The 21,162-nt window shown below is 69.6% G+C and carries 17 protein-coding genes and 2 pseudogenes; 11 read left to right on the plus strand and 8 right to left on the minus strand.

Annotated features, from left to right (window positions below):
• The first annotated feature begins 575 nt into the window (after positions 1-575).
• Positions 576-1,208, plus strand: a complete 633-nt coding sequence (locus ACVJO7_RS24670; protein ID WP_491674851.1) for a TetR/AcrR family transcriptional regulator — start codon at positions 576-578, stop codon at positions 1,206-1,208.
• An 80-nt stretch (positions 1,209-1,288) separates the two neighbouring features.
• Here the strand turns inward: ACVJO7_RS24670 and ACVJO7_RS24675 are convergent, their stop codons facing one another.
• The 3 genes and pseudogenes from ACVJO7_RS24675 to ACVJO7_RS24685 form a co-directional block, all read right to left on the minus strand.
• Positions 1,289-1,675, minus strand: coding sequence for a hotdog fold domain-containing protein (locus ACVJO7_RS24675; protein WP_491674852.1), 387 nt, complete (start codon positions 1,673-1,675; stop codon positions 1,289-1,291).
• Positions 1,672-3,396: a flavin-containing monooxygenase gene (locus ACVJO7_RS24680; protein ID WP_491674959.1), complete on the minus strand. Its 1,725-nt coding sequence runs from the start codon at positions 3,394-3,396 to the stop codon at positions 1,672-1,674. The genes ACVJO7_RS24675 and ACVJO7_RS24680 overlap by 4 nt, the downstream gene beginning before the upstream one ends.
• A 207-nt stretch (positions 3,397-3,603) precedes the next feature.
• Positions 3,604-4,008, minus strand: a pseudogene (locus tag ACVJO7_RS24685) (hypothetical protein); the annotation flags it as partial.
• A gap of 145 nt (positions 4,009-4,153) precedes the next feature.
• On the opposite strand from ACVJO7_RS24685, the gene ACVJO7_RS24690 reads away from it, so the two are divergent.
• From ACVJO7_RS24690 to ACVJO7_RS24730, 9 genes are all read left to right on the plus strand, one after another.
• Entirely contained in the window at positions 4,154-4,816 is a 663-nt protein-coding gene (locus ACVJO7_RS24690) for a hypothetical protein (RefSeq protein ID WP_491674853.1), read from the plus strand.
• Positions 4,785-6,182: a glutamine synthetase family protein gene (locus tag ACVJO7_RS24695; RefSeq protein ID WP_491674854.1), complete on the plus strand. Its 1,398-nt coding sequence runs from the start codon at positions 4,785-4,787 to the stop codon at positions 6,180-6,182. The genes ACVJO7_RS24690 and ACVJO7_RS24695 overlap by 32 nt, the downstream gene beginning before the upstream one ends.
• A gap of 122 nt (positions 6,183-6,304) precedes the next feature.
• Positions 6,305-7,000 (plus strand): gamma-glutamyl-gamma-aminobutyrate hydrolase family protein, encoded by a 696-nt coding sequence (locus ACVJO7_RS24700; protein ID WP_491674960.1) that lies wholly within the window; start codon positions 6,305-6,307, stop codon positions 6,998-7,000.
• The gene (locus ACVJO7_RS24705) at positions 6,984-9,365 is read left to right on the plus strand and encodes an AMP-binding protein (RefSeq protein WP_491674855.1); all 2,382 of its coding nucleotides are present in this window, start codon (positions 6,984-6,986) and stop codon (positions 9,363-9,365) included. Before ACVJO7_RS24700 ends, ACVJO7_RS24705 begins: the two co-directional genes overlap by 17 nt.
• Entirely contained in the window at positions 9,365-10,477 is a 1,113-nt protein-coding gene (locus ACVJO7_RS24710) for a Zn-dependent alcohol dehydrogenase (RefSeq protein ID WP_491674961.1), read from the plus strand. The genes ACVJO7_RS24705 and ACVJO7_RS24710 overlap by 1 nt, the downstream gene beginning before the upstream one ends.
• Positions 10,478-10,482: 5 nt before the next feature.
• Positions 10,483-11,946: an aldehyde dehydrogenase family protein gene (locus ACVJO7_RS24715; RefSeq protein WP_491674856.1), complete on the plus strand. Its 1,464-nt coding sequence runs from the start codon at positions 10,483-10,485 to the stop codon at positions 11,944-11,946.
• 81 nt (positions 11,947-12,027) lie between these two features.
• Positions 12,028-12,720 carry a transporter gene (locus tag ACVJO7_RS24720; RefSeq protein ID WP_491674857.1) on the plus strand — a complete coding sequence of 231 codons (693 nt, stop codon included), beginning with the start codon at positions 12,028-12,030 and terminating at the stop codon, positions 12,718-12,720.
• Complete coding sequence (locus tag ACVJO7_RS24725) at positions 12,717-14,114, plus strand: NAD(P)/FAD-dependent oxidoreductase (protein WP_491674858.1); 1,398 nt, start codon at positions 12,717-12,719, stop codon at positions 14,112-14,114. The genes ACVJO7_RS24720 and ACVJO7_RS24725 overlap by 4 nt, the downstream gene beginning before the upstream one ends.
• Positions 14,111-15,475, plus strand: a complete 1,365-nt coding sequence (locus ACVJO7_RS24730; protein ID WP_491674859.1) for a flavin monoamine oxidase family protein — start codon at positions 14,111-14,113, stop codon at positions 15,473-15,475. The genes ACVJO7_RS24725 and ACVJO7_RS24730 overlap by 4 nt, the downstream gene beginning before the upstream one ends.
• A gap of 453 nt (positions 15,476-15,928) precedes the next feature.
• Here the strand turns inward: ACVJO7_RS24730 and ACVJO7_RS24735 are convergent.
• Both ACVJO7_RS24735 and ACVJO7_RS24740 read right to left on the minus strand, forming a co-directional pair.
• Positions 15,929-16,112: pseudogene (locus tag ACVJO7_RS24735) on the minus strand (transposase); the annotation flags it as partial.
• A gap of 76 nt (positions 16,113-16,188) precedes the next feature.
• Entirely contained in the window at positions 16,189-17,280 is a 1,092-nt protein-coding gene (locus ACVJO7_RS24740; RefSeq protein ID WP_491674860.1) for a DNA cytosine methyltransferase, read from the minus strand.
• Positions 17,281-17,388: 108 nt separating this feature from the next.
• Here ACVJO7_RS24740 and ACVJO7_RS24745 point away from each other — a divergent pair, with 108 nt between their 5' ends.
• Entirely contained in the window at positions 17,389-17,808 is a 420-nt protein-coding gene (locus ACVJO7_RS24745) for a very short patch repair endonuclease (protein ID WP_491674861.1), read from the plus strand.
• On the opposite strand, the gene ACVJO7_RS24750 is transcribed toward ACVJO7_RS24745, so the two are convergent.
• The 3 genes from ACVJO7_RS24750 to ACVJO7_RS24760 are packed head-to-tail and all read right to left on the minus strand — an operon-like array spanning position 17,802 to position 20,952.
• On the minus strand, positions 17,802-18,572 hold the full coding sequence (locus ACVJO7_RS24750; RefSeq protein ID WP_491674862.1) for a DUF6339 family protein: 771 nt from the start codon (positions 18,570-18,572) through the stop codon (positions 17,802-17,804). The two genes, ACVJO7_RS24745 and ACVJO7_RS24750, sit on opposite strands and share 7 nt — an antisense overlap.
• The gene (locus ACVJO7_RS24755; RefSeq protein WP_491674863.1) at positions 18,569-19,462 is read right to left on the minus strand and encodes a hypothetical protein; all 894 of its coding nucleotides are present in this window, start codon (positions 19,460-19,462) and stop codon (positions 18,569-18,571) included. Before ACVJO7_RS24755 ends, ACVJO7_RS24750 begins: the two co-directional genes overlap by 4 nt.
• Positions 19,459-20,952, minus strand: a complete 1,494-nt coding sequence (locus ACVJO7_RS24760; protein WP_491674864.1) for a hypothetical protein — start codon at positions 20,950-20,952, stop codon at positions 19,459-19,461. Before ACVJO7_RS24760 ends, ACVJO7_RS24755 begins: the two co-directional genes overlap by 4 nt.
• Between the last annotated feature and the right edge of the window lie 210 nt (positions 20,953-21,162).

Below are 21,162 nucleotides of genomic sequence, written 5' to 3' on the forward strand. Positions count from 1 at the left end.
GCACAACCGGCGCCGGCGGCACAGCGCCCTGGGCTGGCTGTCACCGCTAGAGTTCGAGACGCAGAACAAGATCGTCGTGGCCTAGATTCCAGTCACCTGACTCCGCTGAACCCGGGGCGCCCCAGTGCCTCCACCAGACCCGGTGCGCCTCAGTGTGACACGAAATCCCGGCAACGACGGGTTCGGGAGACAGCAGGTGGGCGCAAGGGCGAACAATCGTCGCAGGTAGAGGCGTCGTGAGACGTCTCGCACGCGCTTTACACCCGAGCGGTCGCAGGTTCGAACCCTGCCGCGCCCACCGCTCTGAACTGGACTCTTCTTCGGTCCGTGTGATCACGTCGCTCCGCCCGTGGGGCCTTTCGTGGTGCGTCGCGATCGGCGTGGCTGACAGGATCGCGGGCAGACCACCGGTGGGGGCCGCGATGGCAGCCGTGCGTTCACGGGCTCGATCCACGTGCTCGGGTGACATCGAGGCGGTTCGCCAGGGACGGTTCGACCGCGGTCGGAGGACGTACAGTGGAGTCCGTCCCGACCGGTTTGACCAAGTCAACTGACCCTGTTCCCGGGAGGCTCCGGTGCCCCGCAAGTCTGCCTCTGATCGGCGGGCCGACTTCGTCGCAGCCGCTGTCGTCGTCATCGCCGAGCACGGTGTCGACGGAGCGACGACGCGCAGGATCGCCGAACAGGCGAATGCGCCGCTGGCGTCCCTGCACTACGTCTTCCACACGAAGGAGGACCTGTTCGGCGCCGTCTGTCGCGAGCTGTCCCGCATACTGTGCAATGAGGTGCTCGTGTTGGACGGGAGTGAAGGCGACCTCGCACAGGCCTCTTCGGCATTGTTGCGCCGCCTCATGAGCTGGTACTCGCAGGAGTCCGAGTACTCGGTGGCGGCTCTCGAGCTCATCCTGTGGGCACGCCGCCAGCACGGCGACCTCGCCGTCAAGGTCTACGAGGACTCCTACGCCACGAGCCGTGCCGTGCTGCGCCAGTTCGCCGACGACTCTCCGGCCGGCGAGGCGCTCATCGATCGGATTCCGACGATGGTCGCGGCGATCGCCGACGGTCATGTTCTCAGCTGGTTGACCAATGACGACCCCTCGGTGGTCTCCGGTGAGATCTCGACGGCGGTCGAGGTCCTTGGAACGTGGGTGGCGCAACAGCTCGCTCGGGAGCGCACGGGCGCTCCGCTGTCCGGCCGCTCAGGCTGATCCGGGTGACCCGGTGATCGGCCTGAGCGCCTCGTGAGAGTGCCGCTCGCTGCGGACGGCGGATCGCGCGGACACGGGGGCTAGGGTCGCTGCACAGGTGCCCCGACGTCTGCGGGTACCACACCTGTCCCGCGGGCGCGGGTGGCGACGATCGGTTCGGCGAGCACCTCGGCCCGTCCGTTGCCGTCGACGGTGCGACAGATGACGCGCAGTTCGAACTCGATGGTTCTGCTCCGTTTCCCCTTCGCGGCAAGGCGCGCCTCGATCTCGACGACGTCGCCACCGTGCACCGAGGCCAGGAACTCGACCGACGAGTATCCGGCGAACAGGCTCTCGTGGCCGTCCACGGCGATGGCCAGGTGGGTTCCGGCATCGCCGAACAGCTTCAGGCCGAACGCACCGTCGACCAGGTTGCCCGCGTAGTGGGCATCGGAGTGGGCGACGTAGCGCTGGTGGACGACCTTCATCGTCCGACGGCGGCGACGTCCGTCTGCACCTCCGTCCTGCCGGTCGTCGCGGCCGCGAGTGTGACCGCATCGTCGATCCTGCCGAGGCGACGGCTGACCGTGCCACCGCCGATCTCGACACCCGGGTAGCCGCGTCCGGCCACCTCCTCGCAGATCCTCCGGTAGGTGCCGACGCCACCGACGTATCCGAGGAAGGTCGTGGGTTTGCCGGACACGTTCGATCCGCGGTACCAGGAGTCGGTGTTCGCGTAGAGGGTCCGGGCGACGGTGTCCTCGGTGATCTGCACCCAGTCGTCCTGGGCTTCGGTGGTCGGTTCGACGACGTCGGCGCCGGTGGACCGTGCATGCGCGATCAGCTCGGTGATCCAGTCGACGGCCTGCTCGATCGTGACCACGACGTTGCTCGCCAGCGCGGGACTCTGCGGACCGGCGATCATGAAGAAATTGGGGAAACCCGCGGTCATGATGCCCAGATACGTCCGAACCCCGTCCGCCCACGCGTCCTGCAGCGAGCCGGCCCCGGGCGCCGAGACGTTGAGCGCGTACAGCGGTCCGGTGAAGGCGTCGAAGCCGACGGCGAGCACGATGGCGTCGACCTGGTGGGTACGTGTGGAGGTGACGATGCTGTCGGCGGTCATCGACCGGATCGGCTCCTCGCGGAGCGGGACGACCGAGACGTTCGGGCGGTTGAACGTCTCGTAGTAGTCGGTGCCGAAGCAACTCCGCTTGGCACCCAGGGGATGGAATCGGGGTTCCAGCGCCGCCGCGGTCTGCGGGTCGTCGACGATCTCGCGGATCTTGCCGCGCATGAACTGCGCCGCCGTCTCGTTGGCTTCCGGGTCGGTGAGCAGGTCGGCGAACTCGGAGCCGACGCCGAGGAATCCACTGCGTTCGTAGGCCCGCTCGTAGCGCTCCTGTCGTTCCTCCGCCGAGACATCGAATGCCTTGGCGGTCACCGGACGGTCCGGAATGCCGCCGGGGGAGTACCGGCACTCCTCTCGGAGGGCCGGATAGTTGTTCTTGATCTCGGCGACGGTGTCGTCGTGGAGTGGGGCGTTGCGGGCGGGGAAGACGTAGGTGGGCGTCCGCTGGAAAACGGTGAGGTGTTCGGCGACCCCGGCGATGAGCGGGATGCACTGCACGCCCGATGATCCGGTGCCGATGACGGCGACCCGCTTGCCGGCGAGTTCCTCCAGGGTGATGTTCCAGCGGCTCGTCGACACCGTGAGGCCCGTGAAGTCGTCCAGGCCCGGCACGTCGACGTCCTTCGGCGTCGACAGCCCACCCGAGCCTGCCAGGAGGTAGCGGCCCCGCCGGGTGTCGCCCGAGTCGAGGGTGAGCTCCCAGACCTGCTCGTCGGGAAGCCAGGTCGCCGCCGTCACCCGGGTGCTGAAGCGGAAGTGCCGGCGGAGGTCGAAGCGGTCGGCGACGTGGTTGATGTAGCTGAGGATCTCCGCCTGCGGGGCGAACCTCTCGCTCCAGGTCCACTCCTGCTGGAGTTCCTCGCTGAACGAGTAGGAGTAGTAGACGCTTTCGACGTCGCACCGGGCGCCGGGATAGGTGTTCCAGTACCAGGTGCCGCCGACGTCGGGTGCCGCCTCGTAGCCGGCGAACGCCCAGTTCTGCTCGGCTGCCTTGTAGGCGGCGTAGAGGCCCGAGAAGCCCGCTCCGACGCACAGGACGTCGACGACGGGGGCGGTGGACACGGTCCGGTCATTCATGGTGACTACCTTCTGGTGGTTCTGCGGTGGGGATGTCTCGGCCGGCCGGTGCCGGCGGCGTCGAGGGGGTGTCGCGTCGATCCCGGTGGTCGGTCGGACGGTCTGCGGCGGGGCCTCCATGGCGGCGGCCGCGCGCAAGTACTCAGCCACGTCCGTGACCGCCACATCGGTCCGGGTGCAGGGGCCGACCTCGGTGACGAAGCCGTGGATGACTCCCGCGTAGCGGATCGTGGTGACCGGGACGTCGTGGTCGCGTATGCGCTCGGCACAGGCCTCGGCGTCGTCGCGTAGCGGGTCGACTCCCTCGAGTCCGCCGAGCACGAACCCACCACCGTGGAGATACCGCAGGGCGGGTCGTGGACTCCGCGTGCGCGGGCAGGTCGGGTGGTGGAGCCGGGCTCGCCGGGGCCCGGACCGGGTGGGAACTGCCATCTCCTCGACACGGTCGACCGGCATTCGGTGGTCGCCGGTCGGTGTGGTCGACAGCAGCTCTCGCGCCGCCTCGGGCCCGAGCTCGCGCAATGGCCGCGTCGTGACCTCCGCGAACGCCCGGGCTGCCCGACGTGCATCGGGGTCGAGGCGGTCCCAGTACGGGGGCGGCGACGTGGTCATGAACGCCTTCTCCCTCCGAGTTGCCGAAACGACTGTTGACAGGGTGTGACGCCGGACGCATCATTGTCAAGCGATCCAGTCAATTGACCAACTCCGGTGACGCAGGGCGTGCCGGGAGGGTTCCTGAAGTCGGAAGGACCGAAGGATGACCGAAGTGATGACGTCCATCGCGACGTCGCCTGCGGATGCCGCAGGTATCGACGTCAGGATCGAGGACGATGCGATCCCGGTCGTGCGGCTACTTGCTCGTGCGCTGCGGGACTCGGCCCGGATCGGCCATGTCCCTGCCGCCCTGCTCGGCGCGACCGGGGCGGTGGTGGTTCGTTCCCATGACACGCCACAAGCCGCGACGATCACTCTCGGTCGCGGCGGCATCGACATCTGCCGGGGAATGTCGGCCGAGCCGGACGCCACCGTCACCGTCGATCTGAACGCGCGGTTCGCGCCGGTCGCCGCCCCATCCGGTGACGAAGAGCTGGCGGCCGCCGTCCTGCAGGCACTGACACCGCCGCTGCCGGACTGGCGTGCGGCCGCGCACCGGTTCTGGGATGCCACGAGCTCGTTGCCGGGAATGCCCGACGTCCTGGTCGCCGTCACCGAAGGTCCCGATGGTGTGGAGCAGACCATCGTCGGCGAGGGCGTCACGAGCTATCTGATGGCGGGATCTCCGGACACCCTCGCCGGCGTGTTCTCCGGCGCGGACGACCTCGTCGCAGTGCTCTTCTCCGGCGCGCTCGGGATCCAGGGCACTCTGTCGCAGCTGTCCGTCATGACGGGTGCGTCGTGGAAGGTTCGTTACTATGCCTGAGCTCACTGCACCCGGCGCTCCGGTTTCCGAGCGCGCGACACCCACCCGGACGGTCCGGCTCGAGGCGACCAACCACGAGGGCTGTCTGCTCGGGAAGAGCGTCACGCCGACGAAGTTCGCGTCGTCCCGGGCTTCCGGGTTCGCGTTCGCGGATCTGCTGTTCGGTCTTGATCTCGGGAACGTTCCGGTCTTCGGCGCGGCCTTCCCGGACTGGCGGGGCCATCTCGACGACGTGTTCCTCCGTCCGGACATGTCGACCCTCGTCGACTGGCGTCCCGGTGTGCAGTCGGTCATCGGTGACTACTGGCTCAAGGACGGCACGCCGGTGCCGATCTGCCCTCGCAACCTCCTCCGGAAGATGGTCGAGCGCCTCGCGTCGCGCGGTTTCACTGCGACGGTCGCGATCGAGATCGAGGCGACGGTCTTCGAGGAATCCGTCCACGTGGCGCGCTCGCGTGGCTACCGCGATCTGACCCCGCTGGGCGGAAGCGCGGGCACGGCCTATCACCTCGCGAAGTCCCAGGACTGGATCGACTACATGACCGCCGTCGCCGATCGCCTGGACGAGGTCGGCATCGACTGGGAGGCCTGGAGCGACGAGGACGCCGCCGGCCAGATCGAGCTCAACCTGGCGCCCGGTGACCCGATCGCGCTCGGCGACGCGTGGGCACGGACCCGCCAGGTCATGCGCGAGGTCGCGTTCGAGCAGAACCACTCCGTGACGTTCATGGCCAAGCCCACGGCGGGCTACGGCCAGGCCTCGCACATCAATCTGTCCCTCCAGCGGGACGGCGCGAACGCCTTCTACGCCGCGGACGGGCCCTCGGAGACGATGCAGCACGCGATCGGTGGGCTGTTGGCCACGATCGACGGCAACACCTCGATCGTGCTGCCGCAGATCACCTCCTACCGGCGCCTGGTGGATCTCAGTGGTCCACCGGTCACCAGCACCTGGGGCATCAGCAACAAGACCACCGCCGTACGGGCGGTCTGCGGACACCCGACGCAGTCCCGTCTCGAGTACCGGCTTCCCGGCGCGGACGCCAACATGTACCTGGCAATGGCCGGGGTGCTGGCCGGTGTGATCGGCGGGATCGAGCGCACGATCGATCCACCCGAGCAGGTCACCGACATGGCGTGGTGCCTCCCGCCGGGCCTGGGGATCGAGCGCATCCCGGACTCGATCACGAAGGCGGCGGCGGCGCTGGACTCCGACCCCGTCCTGCGCGAGCTTCTCGGCGACGAGTTCGTCGACTTCTGGATCGCCTCGCGCCGCTGGGAGTGGATGCAGTTCCACACGGCGGGCGGCGACCCCTCCGCGGAACTGTCCGAGTGGGAGTCGACCCGGTACTTCGAGCTGCCGTGAACGCGCCGCTCGCAGCCCACTCCACACCACGGCCGCCCATCGGTATCACCGGCCGGCGGTTCCGGCTGGACCTCATCGCCGGCGCGGACGACCGTTACGGCGACCGGTGCACCGACAGCTTCATGTCGGACTTCGCCACTCGGATCGCCGGGGCCGGCGGACTGCCGGTCCATCTGCCGTACGACACGGACGCACGGGCGATCTCCCGGTGGCTGTGCGGGGTGGTCATCACCGGTGGACAGGATGTGCACCCGAAGTTCTGGGGTGGTGACCCCGCAGTCGTCGGCGGGGCCGATCCGCGTACGAATCCGATGGCCCATGACACCGAGCGGGACGAGTACGAGCTCGCCCTCGTGGGGGCCGCGCTGGAGCAGGGTGTGCCGATCCTCGGCGTCTGCCGGGGTATGCAGGTCCTGAACGTCGCGCTCGGGGGGACGCTCGTCGAGGACCTGGTGCCCGGAGCGGTGCAGCACGTCTCGACGAAGTCGGCGCCCAGCGACGGTGTGGTCGACCACGAGGTGACGTTCGCTCCCGGCTCGGCGGCCGCGGGTCTGTTCGGGGAGCGGGCGGTCACCAACTCCTGGCACCACCAGGCCGTCGACCGCTGCGGCAGCGGACTCGTCGTGACCGGCCGGACGAGTGACGGCGTGATCGAGGCGGTGGAGCTTCCCGGTGCGCCGGTCCTCGGCGTCCAGTGGCATCCGGAATGGACGGAGAGCCCCGATCCGACGATGACATGGATCGTCGATCGGTCGGCCGAGCGACTCCGGATGACGTCCCGAACACCCGAAGGAGGTCGAGATGACCGTGGCATCTGACCGGATCGGGGACGATCCGCCGATCCCGACGATCAACGGTCTGATGGCACTGTGCGCTGCTCGGTCGCCGGACGCGGAGTTCCTGCGCTTCGGGGACGAGTCCTGGTCCTTCGCCGAGATCGATGCGTGGACCTCCCGCCTTGCACACCGGATGATCGAGGTGGACGGGATCGGCGCGGGTGACCGCGTCGGGATCATGCTGCCGAACGTCGTCCACTGGCCGGTCGTGTGGCTGGCCGTCCTGAAGGCGGCCGCGGTCGCGGTACCGATCAACTGCTCGTACCGCCGGGGCGACCTCGCCCACGTGCTGCGGGATTCGGGCGCGCGGGTGGTGTTCACCGACGACGAGCGGGCGCCGCTCGTCGAGCACGTCGCGACCTCGGATCCTGCTCTCGGTGGGATGGTCATCGTGGACGTCGCCGAGGACGGATCGGATCGATTCCCGGCGGCCGCCCCTGCGGTCACCGTCGACGCGGGAACCCTCGCGAACCTGCAGTACACCTCCGGAACGACGGGGTTCCCGAAGGCGTGCATGCTCAGTCACGACTACTGGGTCCGGCTGGGCTGGGTCTGCGCCGCGTCGACCGGCCTCGGGCCCGACGACGTGCTGCTCACGGCCCAGCCGTTCTCCTACATGGATCCGCAGTGGAACACCGCACTCGCGTTGACCGTCGCCGCTCCACTGGTCGTGTTGCCACGCTTCTCGGCCCCCGGATTCCTCGCCGACGTGCGGCGCCACGGGGCGACCTTCGTCTACGTGCTGGGCTCGATGCCGACGCTGCTGTTCAAGCAGCCGGCGCGCACCGACGACCGGGACAACGACCTCCGCCTGGTCCTCTGCTCCGGCATCCCGGCGGGACTGCACGCCCGGCTCGAGGAGCGTTGGGGTGCGCCGTGGCGAGAGGTCTTCGGCATGACCGAGTCGGGAATCGACCTGATCAGCCCCGTCGAGGACGTCGACGCCGTGGGAAGCGGCTCGCTCGGGCGTCCGGTGCCGACCAAGCAGGTGAGGGTCGTCGACCCGGACGACCGCAACGTACCCGACGGCGTGCCCGGAGAGATGGTGGTCGTCGGCGTACCGATGATGAACGGCTACTGGAACCGCCCGGAGGACACGGCGGAGGTGATGCGCGGCGGCCGCCTGCACACCGGCGACGTCGTCGTCCGGGACCCGGACGGCATCCGCCTCGTCGGACGGATCAAGGACATGGTGCGACGCGGCGGCGAGAACGTCGCCAGTGCCGAGGTCGAGGCCACGCTGGAGCAGGACGATGCGATCGTCGCTGCATCCGTGGTGGCCGAACCCGACGAGATGATGGGCGAGGAGGTCAAGGCGTTCGTCCAGCTCGCCGCCGGCGTCGCGGACGGGCGTGCGACCGCGGAACGGATCGTCGGGAACGCCCGGCGGAGACTGGCCCGGTTCAAGGTCCCGCGATACGTCGAGTTCGTGACGGACTTCCCCAGGACCCCGTCCGAGCGGATCAGCAAGCCTGCCTTGACCGCGCGCGCTGCCGAGACGCCGGGCGTCACCTACGACCTGGGTGGTCACCGGCTCTGCGGCCCCCCGCGCAGCGGCCCGGACATGGTGAAGGTCGACATCGTCCGTGACGTCGCCGTCGTGACTCTCGCCCGGCCGGACAAGCTGAACGCGCTGACCGTCAAGGCCCGGCGACGGCTGGCCGAGACCGTTCGTGGGTACGGCGACGGCGAGACCGTCCGTGGGATCGTGCTCACCGGCGAGGGGCGTGCCTTCTCCGCAGGTGAGGACCTGGCGGCTGCGCCCCGGACGTACGACGAGGTCCGAGAGGCGTTCGAGACCTTCCACGACATCACGCGCGCGATCCTGACGACCCGTGTCCCCGTCGTCGCGGCGGTCAACGGACTGGCCGTGGGCGGAGCATCGGAGATCACGTTCTGCTGCGACGCCCGCATCGGAACCCGGGCCACCGAGTTCTACCAGCCCGAGAACCGCCGCGGGCTCACGATCTCGAACGCGTCCAGCATGTTGCTCACCAGGTTGGTGGGCAACCACGCGATCCGCATGATCCTCGGCTCCCCGCGGATCGGCGCCGACGAGGCGTTGCGGATCGGGCTGCTCGACGACCTCGTCGAGCCGGCCGAGCTCATCGGCCGGGCCGTCGACACCGTCCGCGGGTGGACGCCGGAGACCAACACCACGGCACTCCATCTGATGCTCCTGCGGCCCCGGCCCGACGAGATCGAACAGGCCTTCGCCCGCGAGGACGCCGCCGCGCGACAGGCGTGGGACAGCGGCGTGCTGGCCGACGGCATCGCCGGCTTCTGGGCCGTGCGGGCGACGACCGGTGCCGGCACGACACCACGCACGAGGAAGGGAACGACGTGATGGACACCCGCGCCGCGGTGCTCACCGCGGTGAACGAGCCACTCCGGCTGACCACGATCGAGGTCGACGAACCGGAACCGCACGAGGTCCGGGTCGCGGTCTCCCACGTCGGGCTGTGCCACAGCGACCTGCACTACATGACCGGTACCGTCCCGACCGAGCTGCCGGTGGTACTCGGGCACGAGGTGGCAGGCGTGGTCGAGTCGGTCGGCCCGGCGGTGACCGGTGTGCAGCCGGGAGATCGTGTCGCCGGGGCGTTGACGCCGTCGTGCGGGCGGTGCACCAACTGCGACGCCGGACGATCGACCCAGTGTCAACGCGTCGAGCAGGTGCGCCACCGTCCGCGACCGGCGTTCCGGCTCGACGACGGCCGACAGGTCGCGCGGCTCGGCGACATCGGTGCGTTCTCGCAGCACGTCCTCATGCGGGAGAACGCCCTGGTGACGCTGCCCGACGACGTGCCGCTGCAGGTCGGATGCCTGCTCTCGTGCTGCATCACCACCGGTGTCGGCGCGGTGTTCCGCGGTGCCCGGGTGCGGCCGGGAAGCACCGTCGCGGTGATCGGCTGCGGCGGGGTCGGGTCGGCCGTCATCCAGGGCGCACGGCTGGCGGGGGCCTCGGCCATCGTCGCCGTCGATCTCGATGACGCGCGGCTGCGCGCGGCGCGCGGTTACGGGGCCACCCATGTCGTCCACGGTGGATCCGGCGACGTCGCTGCTCGGATCACCGAGCTGCTGGGGGACGGGGTCGACTACGCCTTCGAGGCGGTCGGCACGGCGCACACCGCGGCGACGGCCGTGGCGGTCCTGCGCCCGACCGGAACGGCCTGCGTGGTCGGCATCGCACCGGCCGGCACCGAGATCAGCGTTCCGGCGTCGGAGTTCTTCTTCAGCGAGAAGCGGCTCGTCGGCTCGTACATGGGATCCGGTCAGGCGCGCGCGGACATCGCCCAGTTCGCACGCCTCTACCAGCAGGGACGGCTGCAGCTCGACGAGATGGTCACGCAGGTCATCCCGTTCGAGCAGATCAACGAGGGGTTCGAGGCGATGGGCTCGGGCGATGTCACCCGCATCGTCGTCGAGCTCGGCAGTGACGAACCGGCGCAGGGGTGACCGGCATGTCGTACAGCGAGCCGAGCACTCCCGAGCCGGTCAACTACATCGCCGACGGCTGGAGCGCGTGCGAGACGGTCCCGGACACGTGGAACCTCGACCCCAACACCCGCGAGCCCCTCCACCCCGCGGTCACGACGGCGCCGGCCGAGCTCGAACGGGCGCTGCAGCACGCCGCGCGGGTCTACGACGTCGGCCGGTGGGACGACGACGCACGGCGCGAGCGCGCCGAGGTGCTCGAGCGGGTCGCGGTCGCCCTGGAGCGTCGCGCCGAGGAGATCGCCCGGACCGACTCGCTGACCAGTGGCACACCGATCGGCGTCACTCGGAAGGTCGCGGCGTTCCTGCCCGCCCGGATCCGGGCGGCCGCCGCCGACCTGGTCGCGATACCTCGCGTGACGGCACTGGCCGCGGGCGGTCGGGACGTACGCCTGTACAAGGTGCCGTGGGGACCCGCGGCGATCCTCACGCCGTGGAACGGTCCGAGCTTCATCCCCGCGGCCAAGGTCGTAAGTGCGATCGCGGCGGGATGCCCGGTCGTGCTGAAGCCTTCCGAGCACGCGCCGAGCAGCGCCCAGATCGTCGTCGAGTGTTTCGTCGAGGCTGGCCTGCCCCGCGGGGCACTGCAGCTCGTGCACGGCGGCGGCGAGGTCGGCGCCGCGCTGACCGGCGACCGGCGCATCCGGGTCGTGTCGTTCACCGGCGGGCCCGGAGCGGGCAGCGCCATCGCCAGGGCGGGGATCGAGGACTTCAAGGTCCTCCAGCTCGAACTCGGCGGCAACAATCCCGCACTCGTCCTCGACGACGCCGACGTCGGCGTCGCCGCGGACGGAATCGTCGACGGGCTGACCAAGCTGAACGGCCAGTGGTGCGAGGGGCCCGGCAAGATCCTCGCCCACCACGAGCTGGCGATTCCGCTCCTCGACGCCCTGACCGAACGCATCGCCGGGCTCCGGGTCGGCCACTCGCTCGACGAGGACACCGAGATCGGCCCGATCTCCAACGCACCCCACTTCACGACCCTCCGGGCCAGGATCGACGGGTTGCGCGACCTCGGAGCGACGATCCACCGACCGGCACAGCTCCCGGCCCTCGACGGGTACTTCCTGTCCCCGACGATCGCCTCCGGCGCCGATCCCACCGACGCCACCGCCGAGCTGTTCGGCCCGGTCGCCTCATTGCACACGGTCGGCTCCACCGACGACGCCGTCCGCATCGCGAACGCGAACCCCTCGGGACTCGACGCCTACGTGTTCGGCGCGGACACCGACCGCGCGATCGAGGTCGGCTCACGGCTGTTGGCCGGCGAGGTCCGGGTCAACGGGGCCAAGCTCGCCGACCTCGGCGACGGCTCCGCACAGAGCTTCTGGGGCCCGGCCGGCATCGGTGGTCACGGACCGGACGAGCCGGTCCGGGTCTTCTGCGGCGACCGGGTGGTCGGCGTGGACGCCCCTGATCTCCCGCTGTGACCGCGGCACCCACGACCACCACCGCAACCATCGACGCCTTCGGCTCTCCGGCGAAGGCATGAACCCGAGGGAGCTCGGAACATGAAGGACCTGCTCTTCATGCTGGCCGATCTTTGGATGATCTTCGCCGGCTTCTGGTTCGGATGGAAGTTCATCCGGCACTACGGCAACTACCTGCTCGGGCTGGAATGGATGATCGTCGCCACCTCCGGCACGAACTTCCTCCTGTGGGCGTTGCTCGGCGGGGACGAGGGCAGCCCGCTCTACACCGTCGCCTACTTCTTCGACGCCTTCTCCCGCGCAGTCGGGATCACCCTGATCCTCGTGATGGGTCTGATGCGGGTGACGCACCGCTACAAGCCGAGCGTGGGCGTCGACATCGGGGTCTTCGCCCTCGGCATCGCGGCCGGGCTCTACCTCATGCGGTTCGAGAGCGGGCAGTTCCACCTGGGGCCGGCGGTGTTCTACGTCATGGTCAACCTGCTCACCACGGTCTTCCTCGCCTACTTCACGTGGCGGCTCTGGAAGATCGGCGCCAAGGTGCTCGCCCTCTGGACCGGGATCGCCACCGCCGCCGCCACCGTCATCGCGGTCACCTACGACTTCTTCCCGATCCCCGGTGACGACGCCCATCGCACGTGGTTCTACACCGCGGCACTCGCCACATGGGGCACCCAGCTGTTCGTCTACTACTTCGCCTACCGCGCCCTGCACCTGCACAACGTGCGAACGGGTCTGGAGCCGGCCCGCCGTGGGGCAGGAGCCGCGAGATGACCACCGAGAACGTCCGGTATACCGATTTCAGCGGGTGGGTGGACCCGCCCACCGATCTGGCTCCCGCCCTTGCCGAGGACGTGACCTGCGAGGTCGCGGTCGTCGGAGGTGGGCTCAACGGCATGTCCACCGCGCTGCGGCTGGCCGAGCGTGGACGGGACGTGGTGCTCCTCGAAGCAGAGTTCTGTGGCCACGGCGCCAGCTCCCGCAACGCGGGTCAGCTGGCGGGCGCACCGGGCGGCGACATCCAACTGCTCAACCTGCTGTTCCGCAAGAAGATGCCCGGCATGGTGCGGCTCGCCGAACGTGCCGCGCACCATGTGGAGAACCTCATCGACAGCCATGACATCGACTGCGACTACGCACCCACCGGCAACGTCTTCGCGGCCGTATCGCGCGGGCAGATGGGCCGGGTCCGTCGAGTCGCCACGATCCTCCGTCGCGTCGGCGGTCACGTCGAGCTCGGCTCGAGCGCGGAGCTCGGCATCCCGCACGGGTTCCTCGGTGGGATGCGCGAACAGGTCGGGGGCATCATGAACCCGGGGGCGTTCACACTCGGGCTGCGCCGGGCGGTGCTGGCCTCCTCGGCCCGGGTCTTCGAACGGAGCCGGATCACCGACGTCACGCGTGACTCGGGCCAGGTCGTCCTGTGCACGTCACAGGGCACCGTGCGGGCGGACAAGGTCGTCCTGGCGACGAACGCGTTCGCCGGTGAATGGGGGATCACCCCCGAACGACTCGCGGTGCCGATCTGGGTCGTGGAGGTCGAGACCGAGCCGGTCGATCCGGACCGCCTGGCGGCGCTCGGCTGGACGAGCCGGGCCGGGCTCGTGACCCAGCACAACATCATGGAGAACTACCGGCTGACCGCACGCAATACGATCGTCTTCGGAGTCCGCCGGCTGGAACGGGGAACCTCGTACCCGCTTCCGCAGAAGCGACCGGATCCGGCACTCGTCGCGGAACTGGCGGAGGCGTTCGCGACCCGGTTCCCCGACCTCGCCGACGTCGCCGTCGAACGCGCCTGGGGAGGCTGGATCGCGATCACGTCGTCCTGGCTCCCGGTAGCCGGGAAGATCGGGGACGACGTCTACTACTCGATCGCGTGCAACGGGCACGGACTGGCCCAGGCTCCCTACGTCGGGTCGCTGATCGCCGATCTGATCGTCGACGGTCAACGTACCGAGGACCTGGAGGTCCTGTGGGCCGAGGAGCCCCGGTTCCCGCGCCCGATGATGATGGGCCGGCTGGGACTGCGCCTCATCTGGGCCGTCGACCGGTTCAACGACCGGGTGAACGGAAGCCGCCGCCGCGCCCGGCGATCCTCGTCGTCCACGGTCCGCGGGCGCCGGTGCGGCGCTGTGCGGAGCCGTCGAGGGGAGCAGCCGGCATGACGACGAACGGGAAGGCGTCCGAATCCGTTCGAGACGGGCACTGCGAGGTCGTTGTCGTCGGCGCCGGCATGGCGGGCCTGATGGCAGCGACCGTGCTGGCCGGCCGGGATGTCGTCGTGCTCGAGAGCAGCGGACGTGCCGGTGGCCGCGTGGACTCCGTACGGCAAGGTGACTACTGGATCAACCTCGGCACCCAGTTCACGGAGGGCACCGGGCCACTGATCGATGCCCTGCACCGCCACCGGATCCCCATGGGAACGTTGGAGGGCAAGTCGGTGGCGCTCTCGCTCGGCGGGAAGCAGGTCGACACCTCGAACCCGTTCGGCCTGATGCTCCGCTCCCGGATGAGCCTCACGGACCGGGTCGGGCTGGCAGCGGTCGGAACCCGCATTCTCGCGAACGCGCCGTTTCTGGAGATGGACCCGGACCGGCGCTGGGCGAAGCGGGTCCGGTCGAATCTGGACGCCCGACGGGCCGACTTCGTCCTGCGTGGGGTCAGATCGGGGTTGGCTCGGGAGATGGTCCGGTCCTGGTCCGGCCAGTGGATGGGCTGTGAGCCGGAGGAGACGGCGGCGACGCAGTTCGTGACCTCCATGGGCATCCTGCTGACCGACCCCGAGAAGGTTCCGAACCTCACGCTCCCCGAAGGGGGCAACCAGACGCTCACCGACGTCCTGGCCGACGACCTCGGCGACAGGATCCGGCTGAACTCGCCGGTGACGTCGGTGGAGTGGACCCCGGACGGCGTGGTCGTGGACTACGAGGACGAACAGGGGCCGGTGCGTCTGAGCGCCCGGCGGGCCATCGTCGCCGTGCCCGCCGACGTCGCCGTGACGATCATGCCGGGGCTGCCGCCGGCGTATCGGAGGGCGTTCGACGACATCCGCTACGGCCGGTACGTCGTGGTGGGCTTCTTCACCCACGAGGAAGGACCGCAGCGCTGGGACGACTTCCTGGCCGTGTCGACACCGGAGCTGTCGTTCCAGGCGGTGTTCAACCATGCCGCTGCCCTGCGTCGCGGCAGCATGCGCAAGCCCGGTGGTGCACTGGCCTGCTTCGCGGGTGGCGCCGAGGCCGACAGCCTCTTCGGGCTCACCGACGAGGAGATCGTCTCGCGCTTCACGACGGATCTTCTCTCGCTCTACCCCGAGCTCGAGGGGAAACTCGATCAGGGCATCCTGCGCCGCCACCCGCGGGTCGTGCCGTTCTGGGCGCCGGGCGGACGCGCCTCGCTGCCGACGTTGCGCCAGAACCTCGGGCCCGTCTACCTCGCCGGCGACTACCAGCTGGACATGCCTTCCCTCGCAGATGCGGCCGGCTCGGGGCAGCAGGCCGCGGAGGAGGTGCTGGCGAGCCTGTGACACCGCTACATCTTCCTGCGATTCCCCAGCGATCCGCCCCAACCCGCGAGAGGAGATCACGACGACCACGCACCCCACCGGCCAGGGCGACCGGCCGCACCATCCGCCGGATCGCCGGATGGTGACCTGGCCGTGGACGCGTCGCCGTGCCAGCCGAAGTGTGGCTCCAGGTCGACCGCAGCCTTGCTGACCCGGGAGCCGACGACGAACGTGAACCCGGCCTCGTCCAACGTTCATGTCTTGATGCGGTGCCGCGAGCTGACATCGCCGCTGCTCAGGGCATCTGCGAAGCGCAGATCGCCGGCCCGGTCCCGAGAGAGGACGTGGACGGAGTCACCATCTGCCTCCGCCGGTCGGCTCCATCCATTCCGGACTCGTCGGCGTTCTCGGGGGCGAGGATGCCGGTGTCGGTGGACCTCGGTGAGCAGGCCGAACAGCAGCTCCGACGCGGCGGGCGGCGAAGACGGCGGTGATGCGTGCCTGCTGCCGGGTGGTGAGCAGCGGGGCGCGGGTGCGCAGGACCCGGCGGATCCCGTAGGGCGGGTCACCAGTGCGGGCCCGACGCCCCACGGGTGGCCTGCTGGACCCGCAGGCGGGACCGGTCGAGCTCGGTCCCGGCCAGAGCGACGACGTGGAAGAGCCTCATTGGCACAAGGGGGCATCGATCACCAGTGAGGCACAAGATCGCGCCACAGCAATGAGCGGGGTGGAGCTCAGCGATAGGCGTCGGCGAGGAGAGATGCAAGTTCGGTGGCCAGGGCGACCGGGACCGCGTTGCCGATCTGACGGGTGATGGCCACCTTCGTGCCGCACCACTGATAGTCCAGCGGAAAGGTCTGCAGGAGTGCGCCTTCCGCCTGGGTGAGCGGACGGTCCTCGACGGGGTGGAGGTAGCGGCCCTTCTCAGGCTTCACGAACTCCGTGCGGATCGTCACGGAGGGCTTGTCCCAGTGGAGCCTGCCCATCACGTCCATCGAACCGGTCCGGTGCTTTCGCCAACCAGGGGTCTGCAGTTCCCACGGCAGGTCGGTTCGGTTCCCGCCTACCGGGACGGCCGCGAAACGGTCGAGGGACAGCTGCTCGAACCTGCGGGTGATGTGAAGCTCGGCGGTCTTGAAGGCGCCCGGGAGACCACCATCGAAGTCGAAACTACCGCTGGGAAGTTCGGTGTGGTCCGGGTCGACGTGCGGGGGCAGCCCGACCAGCGCCGTACGGACGGTACGGAACAGGTGAGGCCTGCCCGCGAACGTTCCGGCTGGAGGCGGCAGGGGTGGTAGGTCGTCTCGGTGGCCCAGGACCACTGCGCGCTTACGGAACTGCGGCACGCCGAATTCGGCGGCGTTGAGGGTGTGTGCCTGCAGCCGGTAATTGTGGAGGGGACCGTCCTCGCCGGTGGCAGCCTGCAACAGCCTCCATTGAGGCGAACGGAAGAACGCGGCGACGTTCTCGATCACGAAGTAGTCGGGCTGAATCTTCTCCACGGTTCGCGCGTACTGGCGCCACAGACGGTTGCGGAAGTCGTCGGGATCGCGCTTGCCGAGGTTCGAGAAGCCTTGGCAAGGCGGCCCACCCACGACGATGTCGGCCGGGGGGATGTCCTCCGTGCGCCAGTCCTCGATCTTGCCGTGGAAGAGATGGTCGCGACCGTAGTTGGCCGCGTAGGTCGCGGCTGCGGCCCGGTCCATCTCGACCGCCGCGACGACCTCGAACGTCGCGGGCGCACCCGGCCGCCGGTTCGAATCGAGGAAGCCCCTGGTCAGGCCACCGCAGCCCGCAAACAGGTCGACGAGACGCAGGACTGCCACGGCTGTAATCTAGCCGGCCCGCACCGACAGTTTCCGTAAGCCCGCCGGCGTGTCCTCGGCCGGGGGTGTGGTAGCCCTTGAAGCTGCAGTGTGATCAGGGAGGATGCGGTGTCGCGCGAACGTCCCGTGGCTTCCAGCGCCTCGGTCGCCGCCCGTATGAGCAAGGCACGGCGCCGCGACACCGAGCCCGAGATGTTGATCCGTAAGGAGGCGCATCGCAGGGGGCTCCGCTACCGGGTCGACGCGGCGATCCCGGGAATGCCGCGTCGTCGCGCGGACATGATCTTCGCCGGGGCGAGAGTGGCCGTCTTCGTCGACGGCTGCTTCTGGCACTGCTGCCCCGAGCACTCGAGCATCCCACGAGCCAACCGGGAGTGGTGGGCCGCGAAGCTCGAGAAGAACCGGCAGCGTGACCGGGCGACCGATGCGCACTTGCTCGGACTGGGCTGGACGGTGTTGCGGTTCTGGGAGCATCAGGACCCACTGACCGCGGTGGACGCCGTCGAGGAGGCCGTACGCGGTCACTGAGCCCGAAGGTCCGCCTCACGGATCGCGGCGACGGAGCCCGCCGCCTCCCGGCGGATCTCCGTGCACAGGTCGGCGTAGCCCAGTGCGTCGAACTCGATGACCGGGGCTGTCCGGAGGAGGCGCTTGAGCACGTCCCGCAGTACTCGGCGGTCGGCGAAGCCGCCCTTGTCCACGCTCGGCCAGACGTCCGCCAGTGCTCGGATGAGGGCGCGGCTCCCACCCAGCCCCGTCCGTCGGGCGAAGATCTGGTCGAAGTCGGCTTCGCCGAAGCTGCCGATGAGGCGATACGGGTCGGTCTCGCTCGGCACGGTGGTGAGATGTGCGCGCCACCACAGCCTTCCCCAGACGTGGCGGGTGATGTCGGTGGCGAGGAAGCGGTCACCGGTGGGCTCGCGGAAGCGCCAGAACGACACATCGGGCAGCACGACGAGGGCGAGGAACGCCCAGATCGCCCGCACGGACGCCTCGGCAGCGACGAGGCCCATCCGCTCGTGCAGCAGACGGGCGACGTCGAGGTCGAAGTCGCTGTAGCTGCGGCGACGTCCACCGCCGGGGAATCCGGCCTGGTCGGCGATCGTGAGAACCCGTCCGCGTAGGTCCTCGAGGTGCTCGCGGGGGACGCGATGTCCACCGGTCGCGGCGAAGACCGCCGACGGGTGGGTGAAGGTGTGCTCGGCGGTCAACTCCTCGATCGTGAGCCGCTGGTAGCGTTCGAAGAGTTGGGTGGCGGCGGAGTCGAGCAGCCGCGGGTACAGGATGCTCACGTGTCCGCCAGCAGGCCCGTGGCGTTCTGCAGCCGGGTGGTGAACAAGATCGGGTCCTGTCTGCGTTCGCGGCGCAGGGCGTCGAGGTCCCGGTCGCGGAAGGTCGCCTGCAGCACGGAGACGAGCAGTGCGCCGACGGTACCGGCGGCGTAGTCGTTCGTGGGATCGAACTCGTCGTCCACGACGGCGCGTTCCACGAGAGACCGGATGACCTCGCTCCGTACGGTGGAGAGCACCAGCCGGTCGGCTTCCGTCGGGTCCGCGGCGTTCTCCAACGCGGAGGTGACGATGGGACGGCGCTTGTTGGCGAGCAACAGGATCGACCCCAGGGCCTGTGAGTCGAGGTCCTCGCTGAGCTCGAGGTGCCATGCGGCGCCGGAGGGGTAGCGCACCTGCTCGAAGTCGACGACGGCGAGGGGGAACAGGACGGCGTCACCCTGGAGCATCACCGAGTGCACCTCACGCCAGAGGACGCTGCCGGGCCGGCTCGGGGCCGTCGCGGACGATCCGGGACCGGCGGTCCGCAGGATCAGGCTGGTCTCGAGGTCGAGCCTGCCGCCGAGCTCACCGCCGGGGAGCTCGAAGTCGATCTCCAGTTCGGCCCCGTCGTCAGCGGGTACGGGGCCCTGCCAGGCCTGCCCGCGCAGCGACGAGTTGGCGGCCGCCCAGACGACGGTGAGGATGATGGCGGAGTCGGGGGAGAGCCCGCAGCTCTCGCGGGCGCGCAGACCGTCCACTCGCATGGGCCGCTTCAGGTGCAGGATCGTCCCGTAGTCCCAGTCGGGCAGTTCCAGCGGGAGCTCGTCGAGCGAGTCCCCGCCGGCCCGCAGCCAGGGGCCGATCGTGACGACGTCGTCGGGTGGCCGCCGGTAGGGGTACGCGCGGCTCACGGGACGACCATTTCCTCGTGACGGGCGCCGGTGACGACGATGTCGGTGATGGTGTCCGGCACCGGCAGCACGACCAGCTCCACCTCGGACGGGCTGTCGACCAGACAGGCCTCGGTCCTGTGCAGCCCCGTCTCCGTGGACCAGAGCAGGACCTCGGGACGTGCCGCACCCACGGGGGCGTCGTCCTCCCGGCCGTGTTCGCCGAGGCCGACGGACAGCCGGACCCGGAGCAGGACGGGGCCGGGCCCGGTCACCGAGAACCGTTGGGCGAGAACGACCTTGCCCTCGCGCTCGTCCACGGCCGGTTCGGTCAGCTCGGTCACGCGCACCTTGTCTCTGGGCGCAGGCGACGGACGTCCGCCGCCTCCGCCGGCGCCGCCGCGTCCACCGCCGCCTCCGCGAGGGTGGGCCTCGGGACGGGCGAAGGCCGCCGCGACGATTCCACCGAGGAAGTTGCTCGCGGCGCCGAGCGCGACTCCGGTCTCGGTGCGGACGGAGGCTGCTGCGGAGCCCTTGAACCGGGCGAGCTGATCCTTGATCCGTTTGAACGTGACGTTGACGAACGTCTTGTCGTGGCCGGACAGCTGCTGGCTCACCCAGTCGTCGTGTGTCGGGGGTTCGCTGGCGGCGAAGACCTCGTCCAGATCATCGGCTGCCCGGAACACGCCGGCGTAGGCACGGCTCACCGACCCCGTCTCGGTCTGTTCGAGGTAGCGGACGACCAGCTCCGGCGAGCGCATCAGACAGATGTGGTGCGGGTCGCCCGGAACCCCCGCATATGCGGCGGCGAGGCTGGCGGAGTCCTTGACCATGGGCAGGACGAAGTCCTCCTTCACCGCGAACGTGCCGAGCCTTCGCTTGGGGCTCTTGCACTCCAGCACCTCACCCTCGCCGTTCCGCTGCGCGCGGTACGCCTCGACGAACAGATCCAGCGGGTACGTCTCCGCGGGGTCGGGGACCGGGAAGGTCGTGCCGCTCGCCCTGACCTCGGCAATGAGACGGTTGTCGCCGCGCTCCGGCAGCATGATCGGCCACAGCTGCCAGGTGAGGGTGTTGGCGAGGTGACGAGCCCCTTTGTCGACGTCCTCGAAGTCGTCGAGATTCGGATCGAGGACGACGAGGGTGGTACCGGTCTCGTCGCCGGAGAAGGGGGACAGCCCCAGGCTGCGAGCGACGGTGTCGGCCTCCGCCCCGAGGAGCGGCTCGACGTGGCCCTCCTGGACGTCACCCCACCAGTGCCGCCCGGTGAACGGGCGAGTGTCATCGGTCGGGTTCTCGCGGCCGTCGAACGATTCGCGCATGGCGATGCCGACCAGCCGGGACTCCGGCCCGACCCCCGGCACGTCGGTCCGCGTGTAGACGAGGATCGTGCCCACCTTGGACAGCTGGTACAGGACGGCCTTTCCATAGCCGTAGGTGCCGCCGCCCTGGTGGGTGTCGCGCTTCTCCCCGACGTTGAGCACGAACGAGACCCAGTCGCGACGGTCCACGGCGAGCTCGTCGGCTCTGGTCGGCCCCCCGAGGCCCTTCGTGCCACGGTCCACCACGGACAGCAGTCGCAGGTTCGGGGTTCGTACCAGCCTGCCGATGCCGAGGTTGGGCTCGCGGTTCGCCGGCGGGGTGAGCAGCCGCTCCCAGTTCGGCCGGTGCGACGGGGCGACCGTGGTGAGTTCGAGCCTGAACGACATCGGCCGGTCGCC

It is taken from the genome of Pseudonocardia sp. DxW (genome assembly GCF_058448985.1).